Source organism: Clostridium sp. UBA4548 (genome assembly GCF_002387895.1).
In the GTDB taxonomy this organism is placed as follows: domain Bacteria; phylum Bacillota; class Clostridia; order Clostridiales; family Clostridiaceae; genus Clostridium_J.
Window position 1 is genome coordinate 10,056 of the sequence record NZ_DGLI01000016.1, and the last position, 25,402, is coordinate 35,457.

General features: G+C 29.3%; 17 protein-coding genes and 1 pseudogene. 14 read left to right on the top strand and 4 right to left on the bottom strand.

Annotated features, from left to right (window positions below):
• The 6 genes from B3040_RS05955 to B3040_RS05980 form a co-directional block, all read left to right on the top strand.
• Positions 1-4,812, top strand: a 4,812-nt coding sequence (locus B3040_RS05955; protein WP_291571172.1) for a non-ribosomal peptide synthetase, incomplete at its 5' end; no start/stop codon positions are given.
• 753 nt (positions 4,813-5,565) lie between these two features.
• Complete coding sequence (locus B3040_RS05960; RefSeq protein WP_291571174.1) at positions 5,566-6,528, top strand: radical SAM protein; 963 nt, start codon at positions 5,566-5,568, stop codon at positions 6,526-6,528.
• A 126-nt stretch (positions 6,529-6,654) separates the two neighbouring features.
• Complete coding sequence (locus B3040_RS05965; protein WP_291571176.1) at positions 6,655-7,218, top strand: AAA family ATPase; 564 nt, start codon at positions 6,655-6,657, stop codon at positions 7,216-7,218.
• The gene (locus tag B3040_RS05970) at positions 7,208-7,738 is read left to right on the top strand and encodes a pyruvate kinase alpha/beta domain-containing protein (RefSeq protein WP_291571178.1); all 531 of its coding nucleotides are present in this window, start codon (positions 7,208-7,210) and stop codon (positions 7,736-7,738) included. The genes B3040_RS05965 and B3040_RS05970 overlap by 11 nt, the downstream gene beginning before the upstream one ends.
• Before the next feature lie 2,713 nt (positions 7,739-10,451).
• Complete coding sequence (locus B3040_RS05975) at positions 10,452-11,042, top strand: HD domain-containing protein (RefSeq protein ID WP_291571182.1); 591 nt, start codon at positions 10,452-10,454, stop codon at positions 11,040-11,042.
• A 13-nt stretch (positions 11,043-11,055) separates the two neighbouring features.
• Complete coding sequence (locus B3040_RS05980) at positions 11,056-11,823, top strand: prolyl oligopeptidase family serine peptidase (protein WP_291571184.1); 768 nt, start codon at positions 11,056-11,058, stop codon at positions 11,821-11,823.
• Between the two features lie 232 nt (positions 11,824-12,055).
• Here the strand turns inward: B3040_RS05980 and B3040_RS05985 are convergent, their stop codons facing one another.
• Together B3040_RS05985 and B3040_RS05990 are read right to left on the bottom strand one after the other, a co-directional pair.
• On the bottom strand, positions 12,056-13,372 hold the full coding sequence (locus B3040_RS05985) for an ISL3 family transposase (protein WP_291571186.1): 1,317 nt from the start codon (positions 13,370-13,372) through the stop codon (positions 12,056-12,058).
• 1 nt (position 13,373) lies between these two features.
• Complete coding sequence (locus B3040_RS05990) at positions 13,374-13,805, bottom strand: transposase family protein (RefSeq protein WP_291571188.1); 432 nt, start codon at positions 13,803-13,805, stop codon at positions 13,374-13,376.
• Between the two features lie 392 nt (positions 13,806-14,197).
• Here B3040_RS05990 and B3040_RS05995 point away from each other — a divergent pair, with 392 nt between their 5' ends.
• From B3040_RS05995 to B3040_RS06010, 4 genes are all read left to right on the top strand, one after another.
• On the top strand, positions 14,198-15,094 hold the full coding sequence (locus tag B3040_RS05995; RefSeq protein ID WP_291571190.1) for a phosphate butyryltransferase: 897 nt from the start codon (positions 14,198-14,200) through the stop codon (positions 15,092-15,094).
• A 150-nt stretch (positions 15,095-15,244) separates the two neighbouring features.
• Entirely contained in the window at positions 15,245-17,011 is a 1,767-nt protein-coding gene (iorA, locus tag B3040_RS06000; RefSeq protein WP_291571193.1) for an indolepyruvate ferredoxin oxidoreductase subunit alpha, read from the top strand.
• Position 17,012: 1 nt separating this feature from the next.
• A complete protein-coding gene (locus tag B3040_RS06005; protein ID WP_291571195.1) occupies positions 17,013-17,588 on the top strand; it encodes an indolepyruvate oxidoreductase subunit beta in 576 nt (191 codons plus the stop codon).
• 351 nt (positions 17,589-17,939) lie between these two features.
• A complete protein-coding gene (locus B3040_RS06010; RefSeq protein ID WP_291571197.1) occupies positions 17,940-18,851 on the top strand; it encodes a hypothetical protein in 912 nt (303 codons plus the stop codon).
• A gap of 126 nt (positions 18,852-18,977) precedes the next feature.
• On the opposite strand, the gene B3040_RS06015 is transcribed toward B3040_RS06010, so the two are convergent.
• Complete coding sequence (locus tag B3040_RS06015) at positions 18,978-20,468, bottom strand: aminotransferase class I/II-fold pyridoxal phosphate-dependent enzyme (RefSeq protein WP_291571199.1); 1,491 nt, start codon at positions 20,466-20,468, stop codon at positions 18,978-18,980.
• A gap of 420 nt (positions 20,469-20,888) precedes the next feature.
• On the opposite strand from B3040_RS06015, the gene B3040_RS06020 reads away from it, so the two are divergent.
• The 4 genes from B3040_RS06020 (at position 20,889) to B3040_RS06035 (ending at position 24,931) form a co-directional block, all read left to right on the top strand.
• A complete protein-coding gene (locus B3040_RS06020; protein WP_291571201.1) occupies positions 20,889-21,956 on the top strand; it encodes a tetratricopeptide repeat protein in 1,068 nt (355 codons plus the stop codon).
• Positions 21,957-22,002: 46 nt separating this feature from the next.
• A complete protein-coding gene (locus tag B3040_RS06025) occupies positions 22,003-22,710 on the top strand; it encodes a WecB/TagA/CpsF family glycosyltransferase (RefSeq protein ID WP_291571203.1) in 708 nt (235 codons plus the stop codon).
• Between the two features lie 76 nt (positions 22,711-22,786).
• Positions 22,787-23,881, top strand: coding sequence for a glycosyltransferase (locus tag B3040_RS06030; RefSeq protein WP_291571205.1), 1,095 nt, complete (start codon positions 22,787-22,789; stop codon positions 23,879-23,881).
• A gap of 180 nt (positions 23,882-24,061) precedes the next feature.
• Positions 24,062-24,931: a DMT family transporter gene (locus tag B3040_RS06035; RefSeq protein ID WP_291571207.1), complete on the top strand. Its 870-nt coding sequence runs from the start codon at positions 24,062-24,064 to the stop codon at positions 24,929-24,931.
• A 122-nt stretch (positions 24,932-25,053) separates the two neighbouring features.
• Here the strand turns inward: B3040_RS06035 and B3040_RS06040 are convergent.
• A pseudogene (locus B3040_RS06040) lies at positions 25,054-25,402 on the bottom strand (IS3 family transposase); the annotation flags it as partial.

Here is a 25,402-nt window from a genome sequence, read left to right on the forward strand (position 1 = left end):
TTAAAAGCAACAATGATTATAGCTAAGATTCATAAGGAATTAAATAAGGAAGTTCCACTAAAAGAGTTATTTAAATCACCAACAATAAAAGAGTTAGGTAAGTATATTGAAAGTGCAGAAGAAAATCTTTATTCAAAAATAGAAAAAATAGAAGAAAAAGAATACTACGAGGCATCTTCAGCTCAAAAGAGAATGTACATGCTTCAGGAATTTGATAAAGATAGCACAGCTTATAATATGCCAGCAGTTTTTGAGTTAGAAGGAAAGGTTGATAAGTGTAAAATAGAAGAAACCTTTAGAAAGCTAACAGAAAGACATGAAGCATTAAGAACTTATTTTGAAACTTTAGATGGTGAAATAATACAAAAATTACAAAAAAACCATGAATTTAATCTGTCTTGCAGAAATAAAAGTGAAAATATAGAAGACATAATAAATAGTTTTGGAAAACCATTTAACTTAGAAAAAGCTCCACTATTTAGAGTAGAACTTATAGAAAACAAAGAAAAAACTTACTTATTGATAGATATGCATCACATAATATCAGATGGCTTATCTATGGAAATATTAATAATTGAGTTCAGTGAGATTTATAGTGGAAAGACCTTAGAACCACTAAAGCTTCAATATAAAGATTTTGCAGCATGGCAAAATAACTTCTTAAAGTCAGAGGAAATGAAGAAACAAGAGGAATATTGGGTTAATAGATTTAGTGATGAAATACCAGTATTAAATATGCCTACTGATTATGAAAGACCAGCTATGCAAAGCTTTGAAGGAGACAGTGTAAGTTTTGAAGTTGATGAAGATACAACCTTAAAACTAAGAAACCTTACAAAAGAAACAGGAACTACAATACATATGGCCTTGCTATCAGCCTTTAATATACTGCTATCAAAATATAGTGGACAAGAGGATATAGTAATAGGAACTCCAGTAGCCGGAAGACCACATGCAGACCTTCAAAATATAATGGGTATGTTTGTAAATACGCTAGCTTTAAGAAATAAGCCTGAAGGAAATAAGAAATATATAGATTTCTTAAAAGAAGTAGAAGAAAACTCTCTAAAGGCATATGAAAACCAAAGCTATCAGCTTGAGGCGTTAGTAGAAAAGTTAGATGTAAGAAGAGATACAAGTAGAAATCCATTATTTGATGTTATGTTTAATATGGTTGATACAGTAACCAGTGAAGATATTAAATTAAATGATATTTTATTGAAGCCATATAATAATGAAAATAAAGCGTCTAAATTTGACTTAGCATTAAATGCTTTAGAAAATGGTAAAAAATTAAGATTTAATATAGACTATTGTTCAAAGTTATTTAAGAAAGAAACAATAGAAAGACTAAGCAGTCATTATATAAGAATCCTAAATAACATAGTAAACAATATGGAAATAAAATTAAGTGAAGTTGATTTACTATCAGAAGAAGAGAGAAATAAAATACTGTATGAGTTTAACAATACAAGTGCTGAGTATCCAAAGGATAAAACAATTCATGAACTATTTGAAGCTCAAGTAGAGCAGACACCAGACAGCATTGCAGTAGTATTTGAAGATAAGAAATTAACTTATAGAGAATTAAACGAAAAAGCAAATAGTCTTGCTAGAGTATTAAGAAATAAAGGTGTTAAGGCAGATTCTATAGTAGGAATAATGGTTGAAAGATCTCTAGAGATGATAGTAGGAATAATAGGAATCTTAAAATCTGGAGGAGCATATTTACCGATAGATTCAAGTTATCCTAAGGATAGAATAGAGTACATTTTAAAGGATAGTGAAAGTGAAATTCTGTTAAGTAAAATTAATTTAATAGAAACTATAGAGTTTGATGGTGAAATTGTTGACTTATTTAATGATGAGATGTTTACAGGTGATATAAGGAACTTAGAAAAAATAAATAATTCAAATAACCTAGCGTATATTATTTATACATCAGGAACAACTGGAAAACCTAAGGGAGTTGCTATAGAACATAAAGGAATTATTAATTTAACTGATGTATTCAAAAAAGAATTAAATATAAATATAAATACTAAGATACTACAGTTTGCAAGTATTGCTTTTGATGCGTCTGCATGGGAAATATACATGAGCATTTTATTGGGTGGAGAATTGCATATAGTATCTAAAGATATTGTAATTGACACAGTAAAGTTAAATGATTATATCAGAAATAGCGATGTAAATATAGTAACGCTACCACCATTCATTGCCAATGAAATTAAAGTAAACAATTCCAAACTTGAAGTCATTATAACTGCAGGCAGTGAAGCTAAAAAATCAATGGTAAACAAATTAGGTAATAGGATTAAATATATAAATGCATATGGACCAACAGAAGGTACTATTTGCACAACATTATGGAACAATAAATATAATAAATATAATAAATATAAGACGGTTCCAATAGGAAAGCCAATAAATAATAATAAGGCTTATATTCTTAACAAAAACAATAAATTACTATCTATAGGTATAGTGGGGGAATTATGTATAAGTGGTGCTGGGTTAGCAAGAGGGTATATAAACAGACCAGAATTAACAGCTGAGAAGTTTGTAGATAATCCATTTGAACTAGGAACAAAGATATACAAAACAGGTGATTTAGCTAGATGGTTACCAGATGGAAACATAGAATTTGTAGGAAGAATAGATAGTCAAGTTAAAATAAGAGGATTTAGAATAGAACTTGGTGAGATAGAAAGTATATTATTAGAGCACAAAAATGTTAGGGAAACAGTAGTCTTAGTTAAGGAAAACAAAGATAGAGGTCAATATATTTGTGCATATATTATAAGTGATAAAAAACTTGAAGAACTAGATTTAAGAGGTTATTTCAAAAAAATATTACCAGAGTACATGATTCCAACTTGTTTTGTAAAAGTAGACAAAATTCCATTAACATCTAATGGGAAAATTGATACAAAGGCTCTTCCAGAGCCAAATGAAGAGATGAATTTAACTAGTTACGAAGTTCCAACAAATAAAATCGAAGAAACTTTAGCAACAATATGGAGTGATGTTCTATATAACGAAAAGTTCGGAATTAACAATAGCTTTTTTGAAGTTGGGGGAAATTCAATTGATGTAATTAAGGCAACATCAATAATAAATAAAACTTTTAATATATCAATGGAAGTTCGGGAATTTTATGAATTAGCCACTATAAAAAATATTAGTTCAAAAATAACTGAAAAAATTAATAATGTTAGTTTTGAACAAATTAATAAAAAACTTAATGAAAGGTTTGGACAGAAATATAAGCTTGATAGATATAAAATAGAAGAGAATGAAGAGATAATTTTATACTCAGATGAAAATTATAAGGAGGTATTGGATTACTTAAGAGACAACTTTAATAGTTCGGTATATCCAGATTATGTATTGCCGTATTATAAACTAGAGTATATAAAGATGAAGAAGTTATTAACTAAAGAAGCATTATATGAAGTGCTTGAGATGAAGTCTATAGGAGAGCGAGATATAGTCAATTTATTAAATAGAATAGAATTAGAAATGAATAAGTGTAAAGAAAAAATTTGCAATGAAAAAATAATTGATATATATAAAATAGGAAAAGTATTATATGAAAAGTGTAAGAAGGCACATTTATTAGGAAGAAAAAATTATAATAATATAATAATTCCATTTAATAACTTAAACTATAATAACGTAAAGAGTAGTTTTATTAAGTTAATTAACAATCAAGATATGCTGAGAACTTCGATGTACTTAGATGGATTAGAGTATAAGTTTGCAGAACATAATCAAATTGATGATATAGATTTCAATGCTATAGACTTATCACAATATAATTATGAGACTAGAATGAGTATAGCAATAAGAATTTTCAAATTAATGAATGATTCAATTAAGTATACAAGTAGTTTAAGTGATGTTTTATACAGGTGTGTAATAGTAAAAATAAGCAATAAAAAGTATTTTTTACTTTTAACAATAGCTCATATGATATGTGATAACGAAACTACTAAAATAATAAAGAATTATTTTGATGAAAGCATAAATAATGAATTTAAAAGTTTACCATATAAACACTTCATAAAAAATTACTTAGTAAATGATAGGAAATATGAGATAAGTTTATTTGATAATTCAAAAGTATTAAAGGAGTATATGGAAGCAACAAATTTATTTAATGATAATTATCCAAAGTATTTGAATTCTCAAGATAAAAAAATTGAAATATCAAAACCTTTCGTAATAGAATATGAATTAAATAATAATGAAAAACCAAGTAATAATAAAAATAAGTCAGCACTTGAAATTGCTATGTATATTGTTTCAAATGTACTGAGTATACAGTTTGGAATAAAAAAAGTACCATTAGGAGTATTAGCTAGCAGACGCGTAATAAATGAAAATAATTATTATTTTACTATAGGGAATTTTAATGAGAGTGTTCCTTGCACATTTAATACACAATTAGATCTAGTTTATAACTATTATGATAAGTATTTATATGTATACAATAAATTAAATGAATATAATATATATCTGCGTAGATTAAAGGAGAATACTCAATGGTTAAACACGTTATATATTACTAATCCATTTTCATTGAATTATTTGGGTGATTATGCGATGAATGATGATAGGTTAGTAAAACCAGTATTAAGTAGAAGATTATCATATCCATATCCTGTACAAGCATATTCTTTAAATTCATCCATTTTAAAAATATCATTTATAAATGGTGTAGATGATAAGAATATAGAAGAAGTCATAAAATTTTTGGATAAGTTAGATGGAAAAAGTTATTGCTATGTTGATTCATCTCAATAGTAAATATTCATAATTGAATTATATTTATGGATGTAATCTAATATAAACTTCATTTTAAAATTGGGAAATTTGTAATGAATGTGGTTTAGACACAACGTCTTAAGATGATATAAGCTTTTAGACTCCTAACAAATTTGAATATGACTATACTAATCAATAAGGAAAGTGAATGGTATAGATGAGTATGATAAAGAAAATTGCAGTATATATAACATAAAGTATTATGTTATGTAAATAACAAAATATAGATATAAACTATTACACAAAATTACAGCAATAAGATTGCAAGAGCTTATGTATAAGAGGTAGGAAGCAAGAGGATTTGTAGGGAAAGGTCATGTACTCATATTAATATTATGTATGCTTAATGCATCACTAAGTAAAAAAGTACAATGTCTAAAGGGGTGATCATCAAAGTTAATTCAAGAGGAATTTACAGAATTTTAAAAAAGTATTGAGGACAATATTTGTGATAAAAAGAATACTTTTGTGCAACCTTAGGTAGTGTCAATGAAGAAACTATAAGAAAGACATATAAAGTCAAGAATTAAGTGAAAAAGATTATATATTCAAGCTTGATGAATAAGCTTAGGTCATGATATTAAGGTTGATTAATCAAATGTTTTTTATAAGGAGTAATCCTTTAATAGCATTGACTTCAGTTGAAGGTATTTACACCTTAAATCAGCCTACTTTAGTAGGTGAGTAAATTAAATTACCATAAGATATAAAAGGGAATTAGGGGGAATAATAATGAATAACATTGAAATTAGAGTATGTTTGACAAAAGAATGCAACTTTAAATGCCAATATTGTAAGCCTGGCGGAGAGGGTGTATATAATAAGAATAAAGCTTTAAATAAAGAGGAATTATTGTGTATTATTGCAAAATTAACTAGATTCGGAGTAGGGTCAGTGCGATTAACTGGTGGAGAACCTTTATTAAGAAAAGAGTTTACTGAAATAGTAGATGAACTTAGTAATTTAGACAAAATAAGTCATATATCTTTAGTTACTAATGGAAGTTTATTGAATGAAAAGTTGGTAAGTAGCATAAGTAAAAGAAATATTAAAGAAGTTACAGTAAGTTTGGACACAATAATTGATAAAAAATTCGCCAATATAGTGGGTGTAGATTGTTTTTATAAGGTTATTGATGGAATAAAACTGTTGAGAAAGTACGATGTATCAGCGAGGATAAATACTGTAGTTACAAAAGAAAATTTTTCAGAAATTGATAAGTTAATTGAATTTTGCAAGGAATACAAGATATCATTAAAATTATTGGACTTGTTTAATAATGGGGAGGAATATTGGAAGAATCAATTTGTATCACTTAGTAAGATAAGGAATGAATTAAGTAAAGTATCGAAAAATACAAGCGTTAAGTATCCAAACAAAAGCAATTTTGGATCTCCAATGAGTTGTTTTGAACTTGATGGCATGGAAGTTATTATTAAAGATAGTACGATTGGGACATGCTATTCTGACATGTGTACTAAGTGTAGCTTGTATCCATGTCAAACAGGAGTGGTATCATTATTTTTAACGCATGATGGATATTTAAAATTCTGTACTCTTTCAAATGAATTTAATTTAGATTTAAAACCATTGTTGATTGATGATAAGCATACTTATGAGCAAGTGAGTAAGATGATTGATTTATATAAAGAGTCTAAATATTTAAAATGTCATTCGGAGAATGAAACAGCCTAGAACATAAAATAGATATAATATAGTTTTCTATATTAAGTCCAAACTTAATAGTTCAAATAAAATATGTACAATAGATGGTTGTTAACTAAAAAATAATAAGATATTGTTTATAATTTTGGAGGAAGTATGAGAGATATAAAAATAGTAGGCTTAACAGGGTTGATGGGATGTGGAAAAACCACTATATGCAAAAAAATAAATGATGATGAGAAATTTAAGATAATAAGGTTAGGGGAAGCTTTAAGAAAAAATATTAATAATAGGGACATGAATATCAAAAGTGTTGAGATTGAGGCAGAAAAGCTAAAAAAATGTAATAAATCTTTAGGTGAAATGTTTATTCAAGACATAAATGAAGCTGCCCAAAAGGGAAAAATCATAGTTGTAGATAGCATCAGAAGTATTCAAGATGTAAATTTTTTCAGAAAACTAACTACAGATTTTAATATTATAATGATTATTGCTGATGAAGAAAAGCGGTTAAATAGGATATTACAAAGGGAAAGAACGTTTGATCCAGATGGAATTCTTGAGTTGAGAAAGCACGATGAATGGGAAATGGAATTTGGAATTAAACATATATTTCCATTAACCAATAAATATATAGTAAATGATAATATAGACAAAAGTAGCGAGGAGTTTGAAGTTTACTTGAAGAATTATAAGGGGTGTGATCTGGGTGGAGTATAAAAGTAAGTTTAATGATATTATATATTTTGACAGAGCAGGAAAACAAAATACTGGAGAAATATTGATAAAGACAAAAGAGTACGTCGAGGCAAATGGTAAATTAAATTATATTATTATATCAAGTACAACTGGATATACAGCCATTGAAACTATAAAAGTATTTAAAGATTGTGATATACCTATGATAGTATGTATGCAAGATTTAAATGAGGAATTTTCAATGAAAAAAGAAGTGTTAAATGATTTAAAGTCAAGTTGTGAAGTGTATGATATTCCTAAAAAGTATTTAGCAGACATAATAGGAAATGCAGGAAGTAATATTCTAAGAAATTTTTCACAAGGAACTAAAGTATGTATTGAATTATTAGTATATTTAATTAATAATTTGAAGGTTAATGAAGGAGATAAATTAGTTGTTTTAGCGGGAACATTAAAAGGAGCGGATACAGCTATTTCTTTTGAAGTGAAAAAAAATAAAAAATTTAAGGTTTTAAGCATCATAGGACTTCCTCAAAATTAAAGTTTCTAAAATAGTTTGTAAAAAGTAAAAAACACCGTATATAAATTAAAAAGTTTATCTGATTGTGTAAAAAAATATGTGTCTTATTTCTGCAATAAGCAATTTTAGAGTGTCGTAATATACATTAAACTATAAAATAATGTAATAAATTTTGAAAGAGCTAAGTTCTTAAGTCTATATGCTTATGTATATTATTTCTAATTGTGGGGTATGATGTACAACATTTATGAAAAGATAAGGCAATGCTGAGGAGTAACCCGAGAGTTTATTAATGCTTCATTACAGGATATGTATAGTGCTAGAGGTATCAAGTGCAAGTACTATGCATGGGATAAAAGAAGTGAAAGTAAAAGAACAATAGAAAATAAGAGCTTATTGAGTAAAATCCAAGATATCCACAATAAGCTGACAATGTTTTTTCGGGATATTAGAGTTACTCAAATTATAAATAAAGAAGCCGATAGACCTATCAACGTGCTGAGAAGCCTAGTGGCATTATTTTTCACTCAGATAGAGGTTATAAGTATTGTTCTCATTTATACTATAATATTGTAAAAAAGTCTAAGTTTGACTGTGGTATGTACCTCAATAGAAACTACAGGGATAATGCTCACATTGAACCTTTTTTTGTAAACTTAAGTCCTAATGGATTTATGGAAAGTACTTTAAAACTTGAGATGAGGCTAGAGTAGCTCGATTTGAATGTATTGAGATATTTTATAATAAGCAAAGAATCTATACATCTAATGGGTATTTAACTCCAGAAGAGTTTCATAATATAGCCAGTAATAAAGTAGCTGCAGTTTAAAAGTGAAATAATTAGTTATATTAGGAAAAAAACGATATATAACTAGTTTGGTGCAGTTATTTTATTTTGGGAATGCCGTCTCTTTAAACATATAGATTTCAGAGTTCTCAAGAAACTAAGAGTACTACTTATTACCAAATGTCAAAGGATTTAGTATTGGACATTTTCGTACAAAACACTCAAAAGTGTAAAATTGGTAATAAGAATTTAGCATTAATTAATTCCTAAATGTACTTAGATGAGTCAGCTAATTTTATTATAAGGAAGTATTTTAGAAATAAGAAAATTTCTAAGTACATATGTAATAAAATGTTTTAAAATCAATATATTGACAATTGATAGCCTGTCATTTACAGTTATAAGGTATAAGAGCTTTAATAAAATTAAAATACATCTGAGTAGAAATATATTTTAGAATATATTTACTAACTATTTTAATTCTGTAGAATTAAAATAGTTAGTAAGATTACAAAAAATAAATATAGTGCACTAACCTGTCCAATATTAAATGTAAGATACCACAAATATCATAGCTGAAGTTGTCAGCATGCCAAGTCTTCATTGATTATAGTGTATACACTGATGATTAACTTTACAACTACTTAAGTTATGCAAATTATGGAGTGAGCAAGCTGTAATTTCATCATTTAACTACGATTATTAATTCGTTGGTAAACTTAGATTGCATAAAATTATTATTAAAAGCCTTAGAACATATATTGATTGCCAAAATAGCTCTGTCTAGAGATTCTTAAGCTGTTTAAATTTGGCTATAGCCTCATTAATAGAAATAAATTTAATTAAAATATATTTCAACAAATTTACAAATCTAAAACTAATAAGAGTTTTAATTATAGATGGTACTGTAAATCCTAAAGAACACGGAAATAAAATGTAAGGATAAGATACAATTATTAGCATACAGATTCAAGAGGTTTTGGGTTCATTTCGTGGCTACTTTCAATTTTGCTGTAGATAATACTATACTACTTTAAACAATGGCACTTATTTAAGTAAAGGAACTATCAAACATATAATAAAACATTTATTAGTAAATAAAATATAGCTTAAGACTTCATTATCTTATTGAAAAGTTATTCTATTACAGCAAAGTATACTTACTTGTTGGCTGTTTGTATCCTAGTAAAAAGCTAATTAAGGACTACTTTATTTGAGTGAGTCACCGTATGGAAACTCTAAAATATAATGGAAAAACTTCTCCATTTGGAACTACATTATAACTAAAGACTTTGTAAAATGTATTAATCCAGCTATGTTACATGTAGTTACCATCAATAGTACTGAATGTAGTGTAAAAAGATATGAAGGAAAGATATCAAAAGCCAAAAGTATTTAGATTTAATTTGCGATGAATCCAATTGAGATAGTTTTAAAGACCCTATTTATCTAATGGCGACAGACATAGGACATAGAATTAAGCAATGACAGTATAATAAGATATTATTTAAACAGATGGAGTATTGAAATTAACTATAAGTATCTTGGAATACATTTGAGTTTGATATATCTAGGTATATCTTCTGCTTACATTCTTAATAATCAAATTTTTAGAGCCTTACAGCGGGTATACTATCATTATAAATTTGAAATTACTGGTGATAAAATAAAGGTTATCAAAGGTTTATTGGCTAAAGTACTTGTGTGCATTTTGTATGAGCAAGCGAAAAGGTATCAACCGAAATAATTCTTTATGAACTAAAATTAGCTTCTTTAAAATTTCACGAAATATTAATAGGCTAATTATAGAGGTTAAAGATTACAGTTTATTACTCAAGCACAATAAAAGTCTAATTTTCGATTTTCAACTTCTTAAATTAAAGAAGTTAAGTTAGTATTAAAACTTTACATGTTAATTTTTATTTTTAGTTAATTGGGGGGAGAGTTTTGGAGAAAAGTAATTTTTTGAAGCAAGTTATTATAATTTCGCAGAGTATGATGAATAGTGACAAGAAATTTCATGATTTTGTACATACGAAAAATGTATACTTTAATATAAAAACTCTATTAAAATATGAGGAAGCTGATGAAACAATACTACTAACAGCCGCCCTTTTGCATGATATAAGAAGGGAATGTAATAACCATGGAACAGAAGGCTCATTATGTGCAAGAGAAATATTGAAGAGCATCGAAGGTATTTCTGAAGAGTTTATTGGAAAAGTATGTGAAATAATATATTCACATGACAAGAGAGGGTTTCAAGATACATGCGATAAGAGAGTCTTTTATGATGCTGATAAGATGGATGCTTTTAGTGATTTTGGATTAATTAGATCTTTCATGATGTATGCTTTAGAGAACCTAACAATTAAGGAGTCATGCAACAGGTATATAGAATATATAGATTCAACATATAATAGTTTGTTTTTTAATATTTCTAAGGAATTAATTCATAAAGATTATTTGAAAAATAGGGATAAAGCTTTAGAAATGCTGATGAACTACTATAAAATTGATTTGATTTATGAATATTAGGGGGGAGTAAAATATGGGTTGGTCAATTTTTCAATATGAAAATAATTTCATTTCAATTACAAGAGAGGAAGCAAACGGTATTCCATTTTTAAAATTTAGACCAAATGGGTATGAAGGAGTATTACCAACAGTAATATTTTATCATGGATGGCATTCAAGTAAAGAATTTATAAGATTTAATGCAATGACAATTGCTGCTTACGGATATCAGATTATTGTCCCAGATGCTTTACATCACGGGGAAAGAGATGCTATAGATCATGATAATGTTGAAAGTTGTGATAAATATTTGTGGAAAATAATAATTCAAAGTATTAAGGAGTCTAAGAAATTTATAGATACAATTATAAGGAAGCATGATGCTGATGCTAAAAGGATTGGAATTATGGGAAGTTCTATGGGGGCAATTACTGCGGGGGGAGTTATGGTTGAAAATCTGAATGTGAATTGCCTTATTGGACTTAATGGAACATTCGCTTGGCAAGAAGCTATTAAAAGAAATCATATGCCAACACCTAGTGACGAAAATAAGCAAATCGTAAAATCATATGACCCAGCAAATAATGGGGACAGAATAAAAGAAAAAGCCATTTTAATCTTGCACGGAGTACAAGATACTTCAGTACCAATTGAAACTCAAAGGCTATTTTATGATAAAGTAAGACCACTATATATAGAAAATCCAAGTAATCTTCGATTAATTGAGGTAGCAAATATAAATCATAAGATAACAATGGGAATGATAGAAGACGCAGTTACATGGTTAAAAGAACATCTTTAAGAGGAGGCATTTATAGATTTGTGAAAATCAAATCTATGGGTGCTTTTTTATTATATAGAAAATCCAAATTGCATAAGGTTATTATAAAACAAATTATTAACAGGGAATTAACCTTGTTTTTTCTTGCATAAAAACAGATCCGAGTAAATAAGTATTCTTGATTTAAAAAGAATTTTTATAATCACTGAATAGTAATGTGTTGATTTATACTTAAAACTGGTTCTTTCCAGAGTTAGTTGATTTTTCGAAATTGCTCTAAGGAAAGAACCTTTCTTCGTAATGTCTCAAATTTGCATCTGCCATACATTATCCTCTTTATAACTTTTATCTTATTCACATTTCCTTCAGCTAGTCCGTTATTATACTCATAGATAATAGAATTCCTTACACCTTCAATATCATTTTCAATTCCTTTAATAAAACTATTAATTTCAGATATGTTTAGAAGTTTTGCACTATTAATCCAGGGATCTAACCTCTTAGCTCTTTTTCCAAATAAAGTTTCTTTGAATGTTGAAAGCAGCTTGTAAATATCAGCTAAAATAGGATACTCACTTATTATTCTTCTTAATAATTCCTCTGAGATTTCCTTTATCTTTTCAATAGGCTTATACAATAGTTTTATAAGGTGCTTACGGTCAACCAATTCATATTTATCAGCCTCAGATTGAATTGTTTCCTCTATTAATCTTCGCTTTCTTGTTGTGTACATACGTATTGCTGACGCAGAACCAGTATATCCGTTATGACGTATATGCTCCTCTATCTTCTTAAATGTTTGTCCGCTTGAAACTAATTCCTCTACTACACTATGAAAATCAGATAGGGCACACTCTCTGGCTACTCCGTAGGAACCATGAACTGCGGATATATTGGGATTTAAATATCTCCTTATAGTTTGTCTTGATAATCCAGTTATTTTTGAAATTTGCCTAATCCCACAGCCTTCATCTTTTAGTTTACGAACCAGATTTATATTTTTTTCTTTCTTACTAACAGTTTCCTTGTGTTTTTCTTGCGGAGCATCTATTGATAGATTATCTTCTCCAAGAGCAATATATTTTTTTACAGTCCTTATGTCCATTTTTAACTTTAGTCCTATTTTCTTTTCAGAAAATCCTAATGAATTTAAATGCTGTGCTTCTCTTATTCTAGAACTTTTTCTATTGCTTATATTAGTATTTACAGTTCTTTCATTACTTCTATCAGATAGTTGTTTTATCTTTATTTTAAAACCCATTACTTTAGTTATATAACTTTTACAATAATCTGTTAAATTCTTTAATAGATGAAATCGATCACTTACTTGAATTGCTTCAGGATGGGCATGTCTTATAGCTGCCGCATAGGTTTGAGATCCATCTCTAGATATTATCTCTAAATTTGGATAGGACCTTAACCATTCTGTAACATCATTCAAGTCTCTAGAATCAAGAAGGTCTATTATTTTTTTAGTTTCTATATTTACCATCACAGTACCATATATATGACGCTTCTTCATAGCAAAATCATCTATACAAACCTTGGTTACCGTGGATTTATCAACCATTTTATTTTCTGTTTTTTAAAAGGTTGCAAATTGTACTTTTACCTACATTTGCAATCCTATTTTTAATGATTTGCTCTGCTGCTAATGAGCTAACATTCATAGAAATATTAAGAATTTCATTGTCTAGTCTTTTGCTTTTCTTTGCATTTGGTGCTAGAAAGTCAAAGGATTCTGCAAAGGTCTTCTTAGAGCACTCTGGATTATTGCAAAACATTTTTCTATTATTTATAGTAATAATAACTTTATGTTCTTGAATTGGTAGGTCCTGAAAACTTTTCTTATAGTATGAGTGAACTTTCTGTGTTTGTGCTCCACAATATGGACATACTACAGTTCCACGAGTAGAAGCTACTTCAATATATAAAGTATTGTTAATAATTTCGTGGTTCATATATTCTAAATTTGAGTCAAGTAATTTTATAATTTCATCCATAGGTATGCCTCTTCATCGTTTTTTTAGACCTTTATTATCACATAAAAACAAGACCTTTTCAACCAACCTTGGAAAGAACCCAATTTTACTTGACAATCTACAGTAATGTAATTTAAATAAACTATAGTAAAAGAAATTTATATTAAATACAATTTAAACTCTATGAATTTATGAATAAATAAAAAAAACTTGCTTACAGGCAGTTTACTTTAGCAGGTAAAATTGACGAAAAATAGCAAAAAGTTTATACTAAAATTGTGAATATAAGAAATTTTTAGAAATATACATCTTTTATGTGTCCATATTTACATAGTAATAAATTCCTATGTAAATTAATTGGCTTGCATAAGAACTTGTATTTAATTTTTTATTTATAATCAAGGGGTGAAACTATGATAAGAAAATTAGAGGAACTCATTAGCTTAGCTAAGGAAAGACAAAAGAAAACTATAGCCATTGCTGCAGCCCAAGATAAGGTTGTTTTAGAAGCTGTGGTACAAGCTGTAAAGGATAACATAGTTGATGCTATATTAGTTGGGGACAAGAAAAAAATATTATCTATAGGTGAAGAATTAGGGTTAGATTTATCTAATATGAGAATTGAGGACGAGTGTGATATTAATAAAGCTGCTGCAAAAGCAGTGGACCTTGTAAGTAGGGGAGAAGCGCAGTTTTTAATGAAGGGGATTTTAGGAACTGCTGACTTACTAAAGGCTGTACTCAATAAAGAAGCAGGACTTAAAACAAACAATCTTTTATCTCATGTGATGATTTATGAAGTACCAACTTATCACAAGTTATTATTTTTAACTGATGGAGGTATGGTACCTTATCCAGAGTTAAAGGACAAGATTGGAATAATTAATAATGCAGTAAAGGTTGCTCATTCACTACAAATAGAGAAACCAATGGTAGCACCAATTTGTGCTGTAGAAGTAGTTAATCCTTCAATGCAGGCAACTTTAGATGCAGCAGCTTTAGCTACTATGAATAAAAGAGGACAAATTAAAGGATGCATTATAGATGGACCATTAGCACTGGATAATGCTATTTCTAAGGAAGCTGCACATCACAAGGGGATTGTAAGTGAGGTTGCAGGGGAAACAGATATATTATTAGTTCCAAATATTGAAGCTGGTAATTTCTTAGGGAAATCTTTAACTTACTTTGCTCAAGCAGAAAGTGCTGGGGTTATTGTTGGTGCTAAGTGTCCAGTAGTTTTAGTTTCAAGAGCTGATAGTGCTAAGTCTAAGCTTTATTCAATAGCACTTGGAGCTGTATTAGTTTAATTTATTTGCGGGGAATTATTCTTTTAAAGTAATTAAATAAAAAAAGCTTCATATTATTTTATGTATGTAAAAACACTTATGGGGATGGATTGGATTGTTGTTTTATAATAGCTAGTCCATTCCAAAGAATAAATAAATGGGGGTAAAAAAATGAAGAAAGTTATAATGACTGGTAATGAAGCCATTGCAAGAGGTGCCTATGAGGCAGGATGTCATGTTGCATCAGCTTATCCAGGAACACCAAGTACAGAAATTCTAGAAAACTTTGCTACATACGAAGGAGTTTATGCAGAATGGGCTCCTAACGAAAAGGTTGGTTTTGAAGTAGCATCAGGAGCATCAATTGGTGGAGCAAGATCTATGACTACCATGAAACATGTTGGATTAAACGTAGCTGCAGATCCATTATTCACTATGGCTTACGAAGGAGTAAATGGGGGCTTTGTAGTTGTAAATGCTGATGATCCAGGTATGCACTCTTCTCAAAATGAGCAAGATAACAGACTTTATGCACCACATGCTAAAGTTGCTATGATTGAGCCTTCAGACTCTCAAGAATGTCTTGATTACATGAGAGAAGCTTTTGAGGTAAGTGAAAAATATGATACAGTAGTTCTATTTAGAGTTACTACAAGGATTTCTCACTCGAAAACTGTAGTAGAACTTGGGGAAAGAAAAGAAGTAAAGGTTAAACCTTATGAAAAAAATATAAAAAAGTATGTTATGACTCCAAACCATTCAAAAATAAAACATTATGAAGTAGAAGAAAGATTAGAAGCACTAAGAAAATACTCTAACAGCTGTAGCTTAAACAGAATTGAAATGGGAGATACAAAGATTGGTATCATAACTAGTGGAATATCTTATCAATATTGTAAAGAAGTTTTTGGGGATAATGCTTCTTACTTAAAGATTGGTTTTAGCTATCCACTACCAGATGAAATGATAAAAGAATTTGCTTCAAAGGTAGAAAAGCTTTATGTAGTAGAGGAAAATGATCCTTATATTGAAAAAGAAGTTAAGGCTCTAGGTATTAAATGCTTAGGTAAAGAAATAATTCCAATTTGTGAAGAGTTAAATCCAGATATAATAAGAAGAGCTATTTTAGGAGAAGAAAGTAAAGGAAACTATGGTTCTGAACTAAAAGCTCCATCAAGACCACCTGTATTATGTCCAGGATGTCCACACAGAGGAATTTTCCATGCGGTATCAAAATACAAAGATGTAGTAGCTGCTGGGGATATAGGCTGCTATACTTTAGGAATGAATGCGCCATTAAATGTTACTGACACAGTAATTTGTATGGGTGCTTCAATTTCTGGTGGAGTAGGGTTACAAAAAGCGGATATGGCAGATGGAAGACAAGATAAGAAGGTTTTTGCTTTCATTGGGGATTCAACCTTCTATCATTCAGGGGTTACTGGCTTAATTGAGGTTGTATATAACAACAGCCCAATAGTAACTGTAATCTTAGATAACAGCATTACTGGTATGACTGGACATCAAGAGAATCCAGGAACAGGTAAAACTCTTCAAAACAGGGTAGCACCAGTAATTGATATAGAAACACTAGTTATAGGCTGCGGAATTAAGAAAGAAAACATTAGAGTAGTTGACCCTTATAAGCTTGAAGAAACTAAGAAGGCTGTTAAGGAAGCTCATGATAGCACAGAGCCTTTTGTTATTATCACAAAACAACCATGTGCTCTAATTAAAGAAGTAATGAAGAGAAGAGTAAACTTAAAGTGCAAAGTTAATGAGGAAGTTTGTAGAAAGTGCAAAATGTGTTTAAAAACAGGATGTCCAGCACTTAAATTCCAAAATGGTGTAGTTAGTATTGATGAATCTATGTGTAATGGCTGTGAAGTTTGTAAGCAAGTTTGCCCATTTACTGCAATAGAGAAGGTTGGTGAATAATATGAAGGAAGTTAAAAGTATACTATTTATAGGAGTAGGAGGACAAGGTACTATCCTTGCTTCAAAAATATTATCTGAAGGACTTTTAAGACATGGATATGATGTTAAGATGTCAGAGGTTCATGGTATGGCTCAAAGAGGTGGAAGCGTAACTACTCAAGTAAGATTTGGAGAGAAGGTTTACTCACCATTAATTGAAAAAGGAAAGGCTGATGTAATAGTTGCCTTTGAGAAAAGTGAAGCTTTAAGAGCACTTCCTTATTTAAAGGATGGAGGACACCTAGTTGTTAATGACTATGAAATCCATCCAGTCCCAGTTTTAATTGGAGAAGAAAAATATCCAGAGGGAGTTAGCGAAGAATTAAAAAACAGAATTCCTAATACCCTAATAATTAATGCAGCTAAAATTGCTAAAGAGCTAGGAAATATTAAAGCGCAAAACGTAGTACTACTTGGAGCATTACTTAAGGCTTTAAACCTAGAAGAAATCAAATGGGAAGATGTAGTTGCATCATTAGTTCCTGAAAAGGCAATTGAGCTTAATAAAAAAGCATTAAAAGCTGGAATGGAAGCATAATAGATAAATAAAAATGTAACCCTAAGGGTTGTCACAGAAAAGCAAGGGATTTTTCTGTGACCTCACCTTGGGGTTGTTTTTTTATGGGAAGTGGAATGCTAACATAGGGTTAGTGTTTTTTATGCTTTGGAAGGATAATTCTCTTAAAATAAACATTTTATATTTACAAGCTTTGTTTATAGCTATGGATTGTAAAGTTCTGAAAGGATTTATAAAATAATAACTTAATTACTTTAAAATTTGTCAAAATATTTGATATAATATATACTATTAATAATATTGATAATAATAGATATATATTGAATAAATTATAGAAGAAAATTGAAGGAAAGTAATTAAGGGGGAACTAATATGTCTATATATACAGTACCATCACCAGAGGTTATGAAGGTTGCAAGCAGTTATAAGAAAACATTTGAAAGTGTTATGGCATCACAGCCAGCAATGCTCCATGGCAAATTATATAAAGAAGTAGTATTTAATAAAAAGGTTTTTGGAAAGTTTAGAGAGAATCCAAAGGAATATTTATATTTAGATGAGAATAATGAGGTAGTTAATAATAAGAATACTATTGAAAGATTAGGTAGGTTATTCTTTTACATGGATGCCTTTTTTAGTCAAGATGATGATAGCATAATTAAAGCATTGCAAAGAGATGGCGATTTAGAAAAGACTAGCAATGACTTTGAAAATGCCATAGAAGCTTTACAAATGATAAATAAAAGGGAAAAGAGTAAAAAACATAATAATATAGATAAAAACAAAAAAGAAGTTAAAAACTCCAAGGAAGAGGAGCCTGCAGTTAAAGGAGTAAAAGAAGTTGAAAATACTCTAACAAAGCTTAGTGCTTTAAGAATTAAGAATAATGAAAAGTTAAAGGTACTTCTAGATAAAATTGAGGAAGAGAAAGCAAAAAATGAATACTTTAATGAGCAAATGATAGAGGTTTTGATGCCCTACTATAGGGATGCTATGATTTGTAACTATGAAAAGATTCAATTAATTGCTAGTAACTCAGCTTACTATAATGACATAAAAAAAATAGCAGAGAAGACAAGAAAAAACTATACCGTAAGATTTAATACTCGTAGCACAGAGCCTTTAATGAAGCTTCACTACACTATGGGATACTTTGAAAATCTTTTAAGATCCTATGGAACCATTGCTACAATGAATTATAATCAATACTTAAAGCTTGTAACCAACTCAGGAAAGACTAATGCAGAATATAAATTACTTGTGCTAAAAAATAAAGTTCAATAAGTAAAAGTTGTGTTTAAAGTTAGAATTGCTAAAGTAAGCTAATAAATGGAACTACAATACTGAAAATGGAATAATAGTAATAAGAAATAAAAAAGCTATCAAGAAAATACTTGATAGCTTTTAATATTATTCTACATTGATATAAACAGCATCTTCCGCTTTAACTACTCTGATGTACTCAACCTCTGGGTCTTCTGTTCCTTGAACATATAGCCCAGTGTCTTTTAATCTTTGAACATAATCTACTATGTCAGAGCTGATTTTCTCACCAGGGCATAATATTGGAATTCCAGGAGGATAAGCCATTAGGAACTCTCCACTAATCATACCTACACTGTCCTTAATTCTAACAGGAGTTTTAACGCTGTTAAAGGCCTCACTTGGTATTTGAATTTGTTCTGGAATTTCTGGGATATCTATAAAGTCTGCCTTAGCACTTCCTTTTCCATAGTACTCATTACTAATTTCCCTTAAAGCACTAAGTAATTTTTCCATACCTTCAGGAGTATCACCAAAGGAACCTACAATAAGTACGTTGTAAAGGTCAGAAAGCTCCATTTGAATATGATATTTATTAGATAATATCATATCTAAATCATAGCCTGTAATTCCTAAGTCTCTGCAGGTTATAGTTATTTTTGTTGGGTCGAAGGCATAAGCACCTGGCCTTCCTAAAATTTCTTCACCAAAACAATAGAAACCAGGGATTTTATTTACTTCATCCCTAACATAGTTAGAAAGCTCTATAGTTTTATCAAGGAGCTCTTTCCCTTCAAGGGCAATTTGTCTTCTTGCAGTATCTAAGGATGCCATAAGAATATATGAAGGAGAAGTAGTGTGCATTAAGTTAAGTACTTGTTTTACTCTTGGTATGCTAATACGTTTTGAACGAACTTGAAGCAGTGAACCTTGAGTTAATGCACCAATAATTTTATGAGTACTTTGTGCACATATATCTGCACCAGCTTCCATAGCTGAAACTGGTAGTTTTTCATTAAAGTTAAGGTGAGGACCGTGTGCCTCATCTACTATTAAAGGAATATCATATTCATGAACTATATCAGCAATCTTACTGATATCTGTAGACACTCCATAATAAGTAGGATTAATTATAAGTACTGCTTTTGCATCAGGGTGCTCTTCTAAAGTTGCTTTAACTGTTTCTGGAGTTACACCATGAGCTACACCAATTTGTTTATCAAGCTCAGGTTGCATGTATACTGGAATTGCTCCAGCTAGAATAATTCCGCCAGTAATGGATTTATGTACATTTCTTGGAATTATTATTTTATCTCCTGCACCAACTACAGAAAGAATCATAGCTTGTATAGCTCCAGAAGTACCGTGTACAGAAAAAAAGCAAGCATCAGAGCCATAGGCGTCTGCAGCCAATTCTTGTGCTTTTTTTATTGGACCTGTTGGATGATGGTAGCTATCCACAAGCTTAAAAACTGTCACATCAATTTTGAATGGGTTTTCTCCCATAAAATCTTTAAATTCTTTATCTACTCCTACTCCTTTTTTATGTCCAGGAACATGAAAAGGAAGAGTTTCTCTATTTACATATTCCATTAAGGCATCAAAAAGTGGCGTTTCGTTTTGGTTTAGCTTATACAATTCCATACCCTCTTTCTATATTCTTTCAATTGGTGTAATATAATTATTATAGTTAAATTATGAAATAATCATTAGTTTTATGTATATAGATTTTCAGTTCAAATAAAATACATTAATTGAATAAATAATTTTACATAAATAAAATAAATAATTGAATAAATAAAACATCAAACACAGGATTTTATTTAAATACTATTTATATATATACACATAAAACAAATTAATTATAAATTAATATCTTTGGGATTGCAATAAAATTTTCACTTTGTTTATAATATTAAATATACTGTATATTTCTAGTATAATAATCAATTCTATGGTAATATAGAAAGTCAGAGAAAAATTAGTTTATATATAAGTAATAAAGGTTATTTTTTTATTATTTGTATAAAAATATTCAAACATATAGGATGGTGGAATATGAGTATTGAAAGTTATTTATTGGAGAAACTATCAAAAGTATTATTCTTGGAAATAAAAAAGGAAAGTAAGATAAATGATTTTAAATTTGTTGAAAATACATTTCTTCCAGTAAGAGGAGATGAAATTGTTGATAAGGCAAAAGCAGGAGAAAATCTAGAACATATACCTGTAAATATGTTTATCGAGGGAATGTTTTATGTTTTAGGTGCTGATAAAGAATTTAAATTTAATGAAACTTATAAAAAGCTAATACAACATGTACCAAATAGCGATAGATTCATTAAGGGAATAATTTTTAAGTATATTAAAGAAGAAAAATATGAAGATGCTTACATATTGCTAAGAGGGCTATTAGAGATGGATGAAAGCAAGGAAGTTTTCGACAAAGCCTTGCTACTTGTAGATGCTCTTAGAAATAAAAATAATAATTTTAAAGATGAAGAATTAAACTTAATACAAAGGGGAAAAGGAATAAGTAATTATACAAAACCTTATTACTACGAAGCTTTAATTAAAAGAGATGATAAGGATTTTCAGGGAGCTTTATATGCAGTTAATCAATATATATCTCTAGGAGGTCAGGTTACAGAAGAGGTTTCAGAACTAAAAACTTCCTTAAATACTATTACTGAGTATGATAAAGGTAAAGAAATGGTGTACGAAGCCCCTAAAGAAGCACTTAAAATTTTACTTCCTCTTGTAGATACCTTAGGAGATAGTGCAGAAATTTACTATTTTATAGCTGTAGCTTATAGAGTTTTGGAAAACTTTGAGAAAGCTGTATACTATTTAAATGAAGCTTTAGCAATAAGTAGTGATTACATAGAAGTAGTCAATGAACTTGGAATTAATCATGCTTGCTTAGGAAATTATGATTTTGCAATTCAGTATTTTAGAAAAGCTTTTGAAGTTACTAAATCAATAGAAATTTGCACAAATTTAATTATGTGTTATATTAATATTAATGATACAACACAAGCAAAACTTCACTTAGAAATAGCCAAAAAGTTAGACTCAAAGGATGAAATAGTATTAGAACTTGAGGGAATTTTAAGTAAAAGCTAAAATATCATAAGTTTTATAAATTTATGAGGAAAACTTGGAGGATTCAATGAGTACTAAATTACTTAATTATAATATTTATTCAGATACAAAATCAAATCTTATAAATGAAATCTTTAAATATGAAAAGGTTCATATTGTTTCAGGGAATCCAGAGGTTCTGTTTCAAGGTTTAAACAATGAAAGTTTATTTCGAAATTTTACCTCAGATAATGCAATAATAATACCTGATGGAGTTGGAACAATTATAGCAGCAAAAATGGTAAAACAACCTGTAAAAGAAAAAACTGCTGGTATAGAAGTTATGGATGAAATTGTAAGACGTTGTGCAGAAACCAACAAAGGAATTTATTTAGTTGGAGCATCTCAGGAAATAATAGAGCAGTGCGTGTTAAATTTAAAGAAAAAATATCCAGACCTTAATATATTAGGGTATCATAATGGATTTTTTGATCAGGAAAATTGTGATGATATAATTGGTGATATAAAAGAAAAGAGCCCATATGCCTTATTTGTAGCTATGGGAGCACCAAGGCAGGAAAACTTTATCATTAAATATATGGATGAATTACCATGTAAGGTATTTATGGGTGTGGGAGGAAGCTTTGATGTAATTGCAGGAAAAGTAAACAGAGCACCCAAGTGGATGATTAATATAGGTTTAGAGTGGTTTTATAGGGTTGCAAAAGAACCTTGGAGAGTTAAAAGGTTATCTTCTATACCTAAGTTTTTAATTCAAGTTATAAAAGAAAAGTAATAAGACCAAATAAAGTATAGGTGAAACCTATACTTTATTTTATAAGTTAGTTATATATTTTATAGAGGTGGATGTTATGAAGATTTTACATGTAATAGCTGGGGATGATAATGGTGGAGCGGGAAATCATGTTCTTAATATATGCAATGAAAAAAACCAGGCTTTTTATAATGAAATAGCCTTTTTAGGAAAAGGAATTTTATATGATAAGGCAATAAGTAAGAACATAAAAAATGAAGTGTTTAAAAAAGCTACAAAGAATTTACCATTAATAGATTATATAAATAAAAGTGATTGCCATTTAGTTGTTTTTCATGGAGCAAGAACTTCCTTGATACATTTAATTTATAGGTCAAGGATAAATAAAAAAACTGTAGCTACTATACACAGTGATTTTAGATATGATTTTTTGAATAGCAAAATAAAATTATTATTATTTACTCCATTAAGTATATTAGGATTAAAAACCTTTAAAAACTACATTACTATTTCTAATAATTTAAAACTTTTATTAGAAGAAAAAAGTTTTAAAGGGGGTAAGTTTGTAGTAAATAATGCTATTGATATTGAAGGAATTAAGCGAAAAGAAACAGAAGAAAGCATAAGAAATAAATATCACATTTCTAAAGAAGATTTTGTCTTTGGAATGGTGGGGAGATTTCATCCAATAAAAAATCACATAAACGTCATTGAAGCCTTTTCAAGATTTATTAAGGAAGGCAATAAGGGTAAGCTGCTTTTAATTGGCGATGGTGATTTAAGAGGGGAAGTTGAAAAGAAAATAAAAGGTAGTGGATTAGAAAAAAGTATATTCATTACAGGCTTTGTGGATAATCCTATAGATTATTTAAAGCTTTGTGATTGTTCTATAATAGCATCCTTCAGTGAAGGTGGAGCACCTCCATTAGTAATGTTAGAAGCAGCCTATGTAAAAGTGCCAGTAATGGCAACTAAAGTAGGGGATTTGGAGCGTATTCTTGAAAAGCAGTGTGGCTATATAATAAAAGATCAAAGTAGTGAAGCTATATATGAAACCATGAAAAAGGCTTATGAGGATCAAGAAATTCAAGTTAAAGGAGAAAATGGTGAAAGGTTACTCTATGAAAGATTTACCCTAGAAAATTTTTGGGCAACCTATGAAGCTATATATAAAAACATAATTAATGGTTAGGAAAATTAATGGAATAACTATAAGAAGTGTAAATTATTATAGTGATTTTTCTTTTAAATATTTTGTATTCTCTAGATTTATAATGTAATGATATAGATAATAATGTATAATAAGGTAGGAGATAGCTACTTTAACAAACACATTGAAAGTCTATAATAAAAGAATTTATTGGAGGACAAAATGGGGAAAAACGACAAACTAAATGGGGTATTATATATAATTTTATCTGCAGTTTCTTTTGGAATTATGCCTATATTAGCAAAGTTAGCATATAACGGAGGAGCCAATACTATAACTACGCTATTTTTGAGGTTTTTATTTGCCTCTTTAATGATATTTTACTATTTGAAGACTAATAAAATATCAATGAAGTTAAATAAAAGTCAAGTTAAGTTAGTAATTATACTTGGTATTGCAGGGTACTCATTGACTTCAGCCACTTTGTTCATGGCTTATAACTATATATCAGTAGGTATGGCTACTATGCTTCTTTATACTTATCCAGCTATAGTTACTTTATTTTCAACTATAATTTTTAAAGAAAAAGTACAATTAAAGAAAATAGTATGCCTGCTTTTATCAATAGGTGGTATCTTTACTATGATAGAGGTAGGAGGAACTACATATAATCCTATGGGAATACTCTTAGGACTACTTTCTTCCTTATGTTATTCACTATATGTTTTAGGAGCCTCTCACAAAGAAATTAAAGCCATAAATAGTTATGTGATGACCTTTTATGTATCGCTTCTTGCGGCAGGTTCTGAACTTATATTTGGAGTAGCTACTAATACCCTTAATTTCAATATAGAGTTTTATAGCTTTATTGCTATATTACTGCTAGCCTTTATATCTACGGTAGTTGCGTTAATGGCATTCTTACAAGGGGTAAAAATCATTGGGTCCTCTAATGCAGCTATATTTAGCACCTTAGAACCTATAGTAAGCCTTATTCTAGGTGTATTGATACTTAAAGAAGCTTTAACTTTAAGAGTAGTTTTCGGAAGCATATTAATAATTGCTTCAATGATCATCTTGGCTAAAGAATAAGAATTTTATAATAAAAAGTCTAGGTTTTTGAAACCGGATCCTATATCAAGGACACTATAAAAAGAGAGTTAAGCAACTAGAAGCTGATTTCTGTATTGTACAGGGGTCAGCTTTTTTAAATTCTACTGACATCTATAATTATTATAATAGTCCATGTAATCATCAATTACTTATTTAAGTTCATTTAAACTAGTGCAATCTCTATAGTGCATTTCATCTTTCATGTGTCCAAAGAAGGATTCTTGAGGGGCATTATCCCAACAATTGCCCCGTCTGGACATAGATTGACCAAGATTATATGACTTTAATAACTTCTGAAATTTAGGACTTGTATAATGACTTCCTTGGTCTGAGTGAATAAATGCCTCTTCTACAAATTTAAAACTCCTGTTATTCATCAATTTGTGAATTGTATTGGTAGCAATATCTAAAGTAATTCTATCAGATAAGTTATAGGGTTCCTTGGCGAAT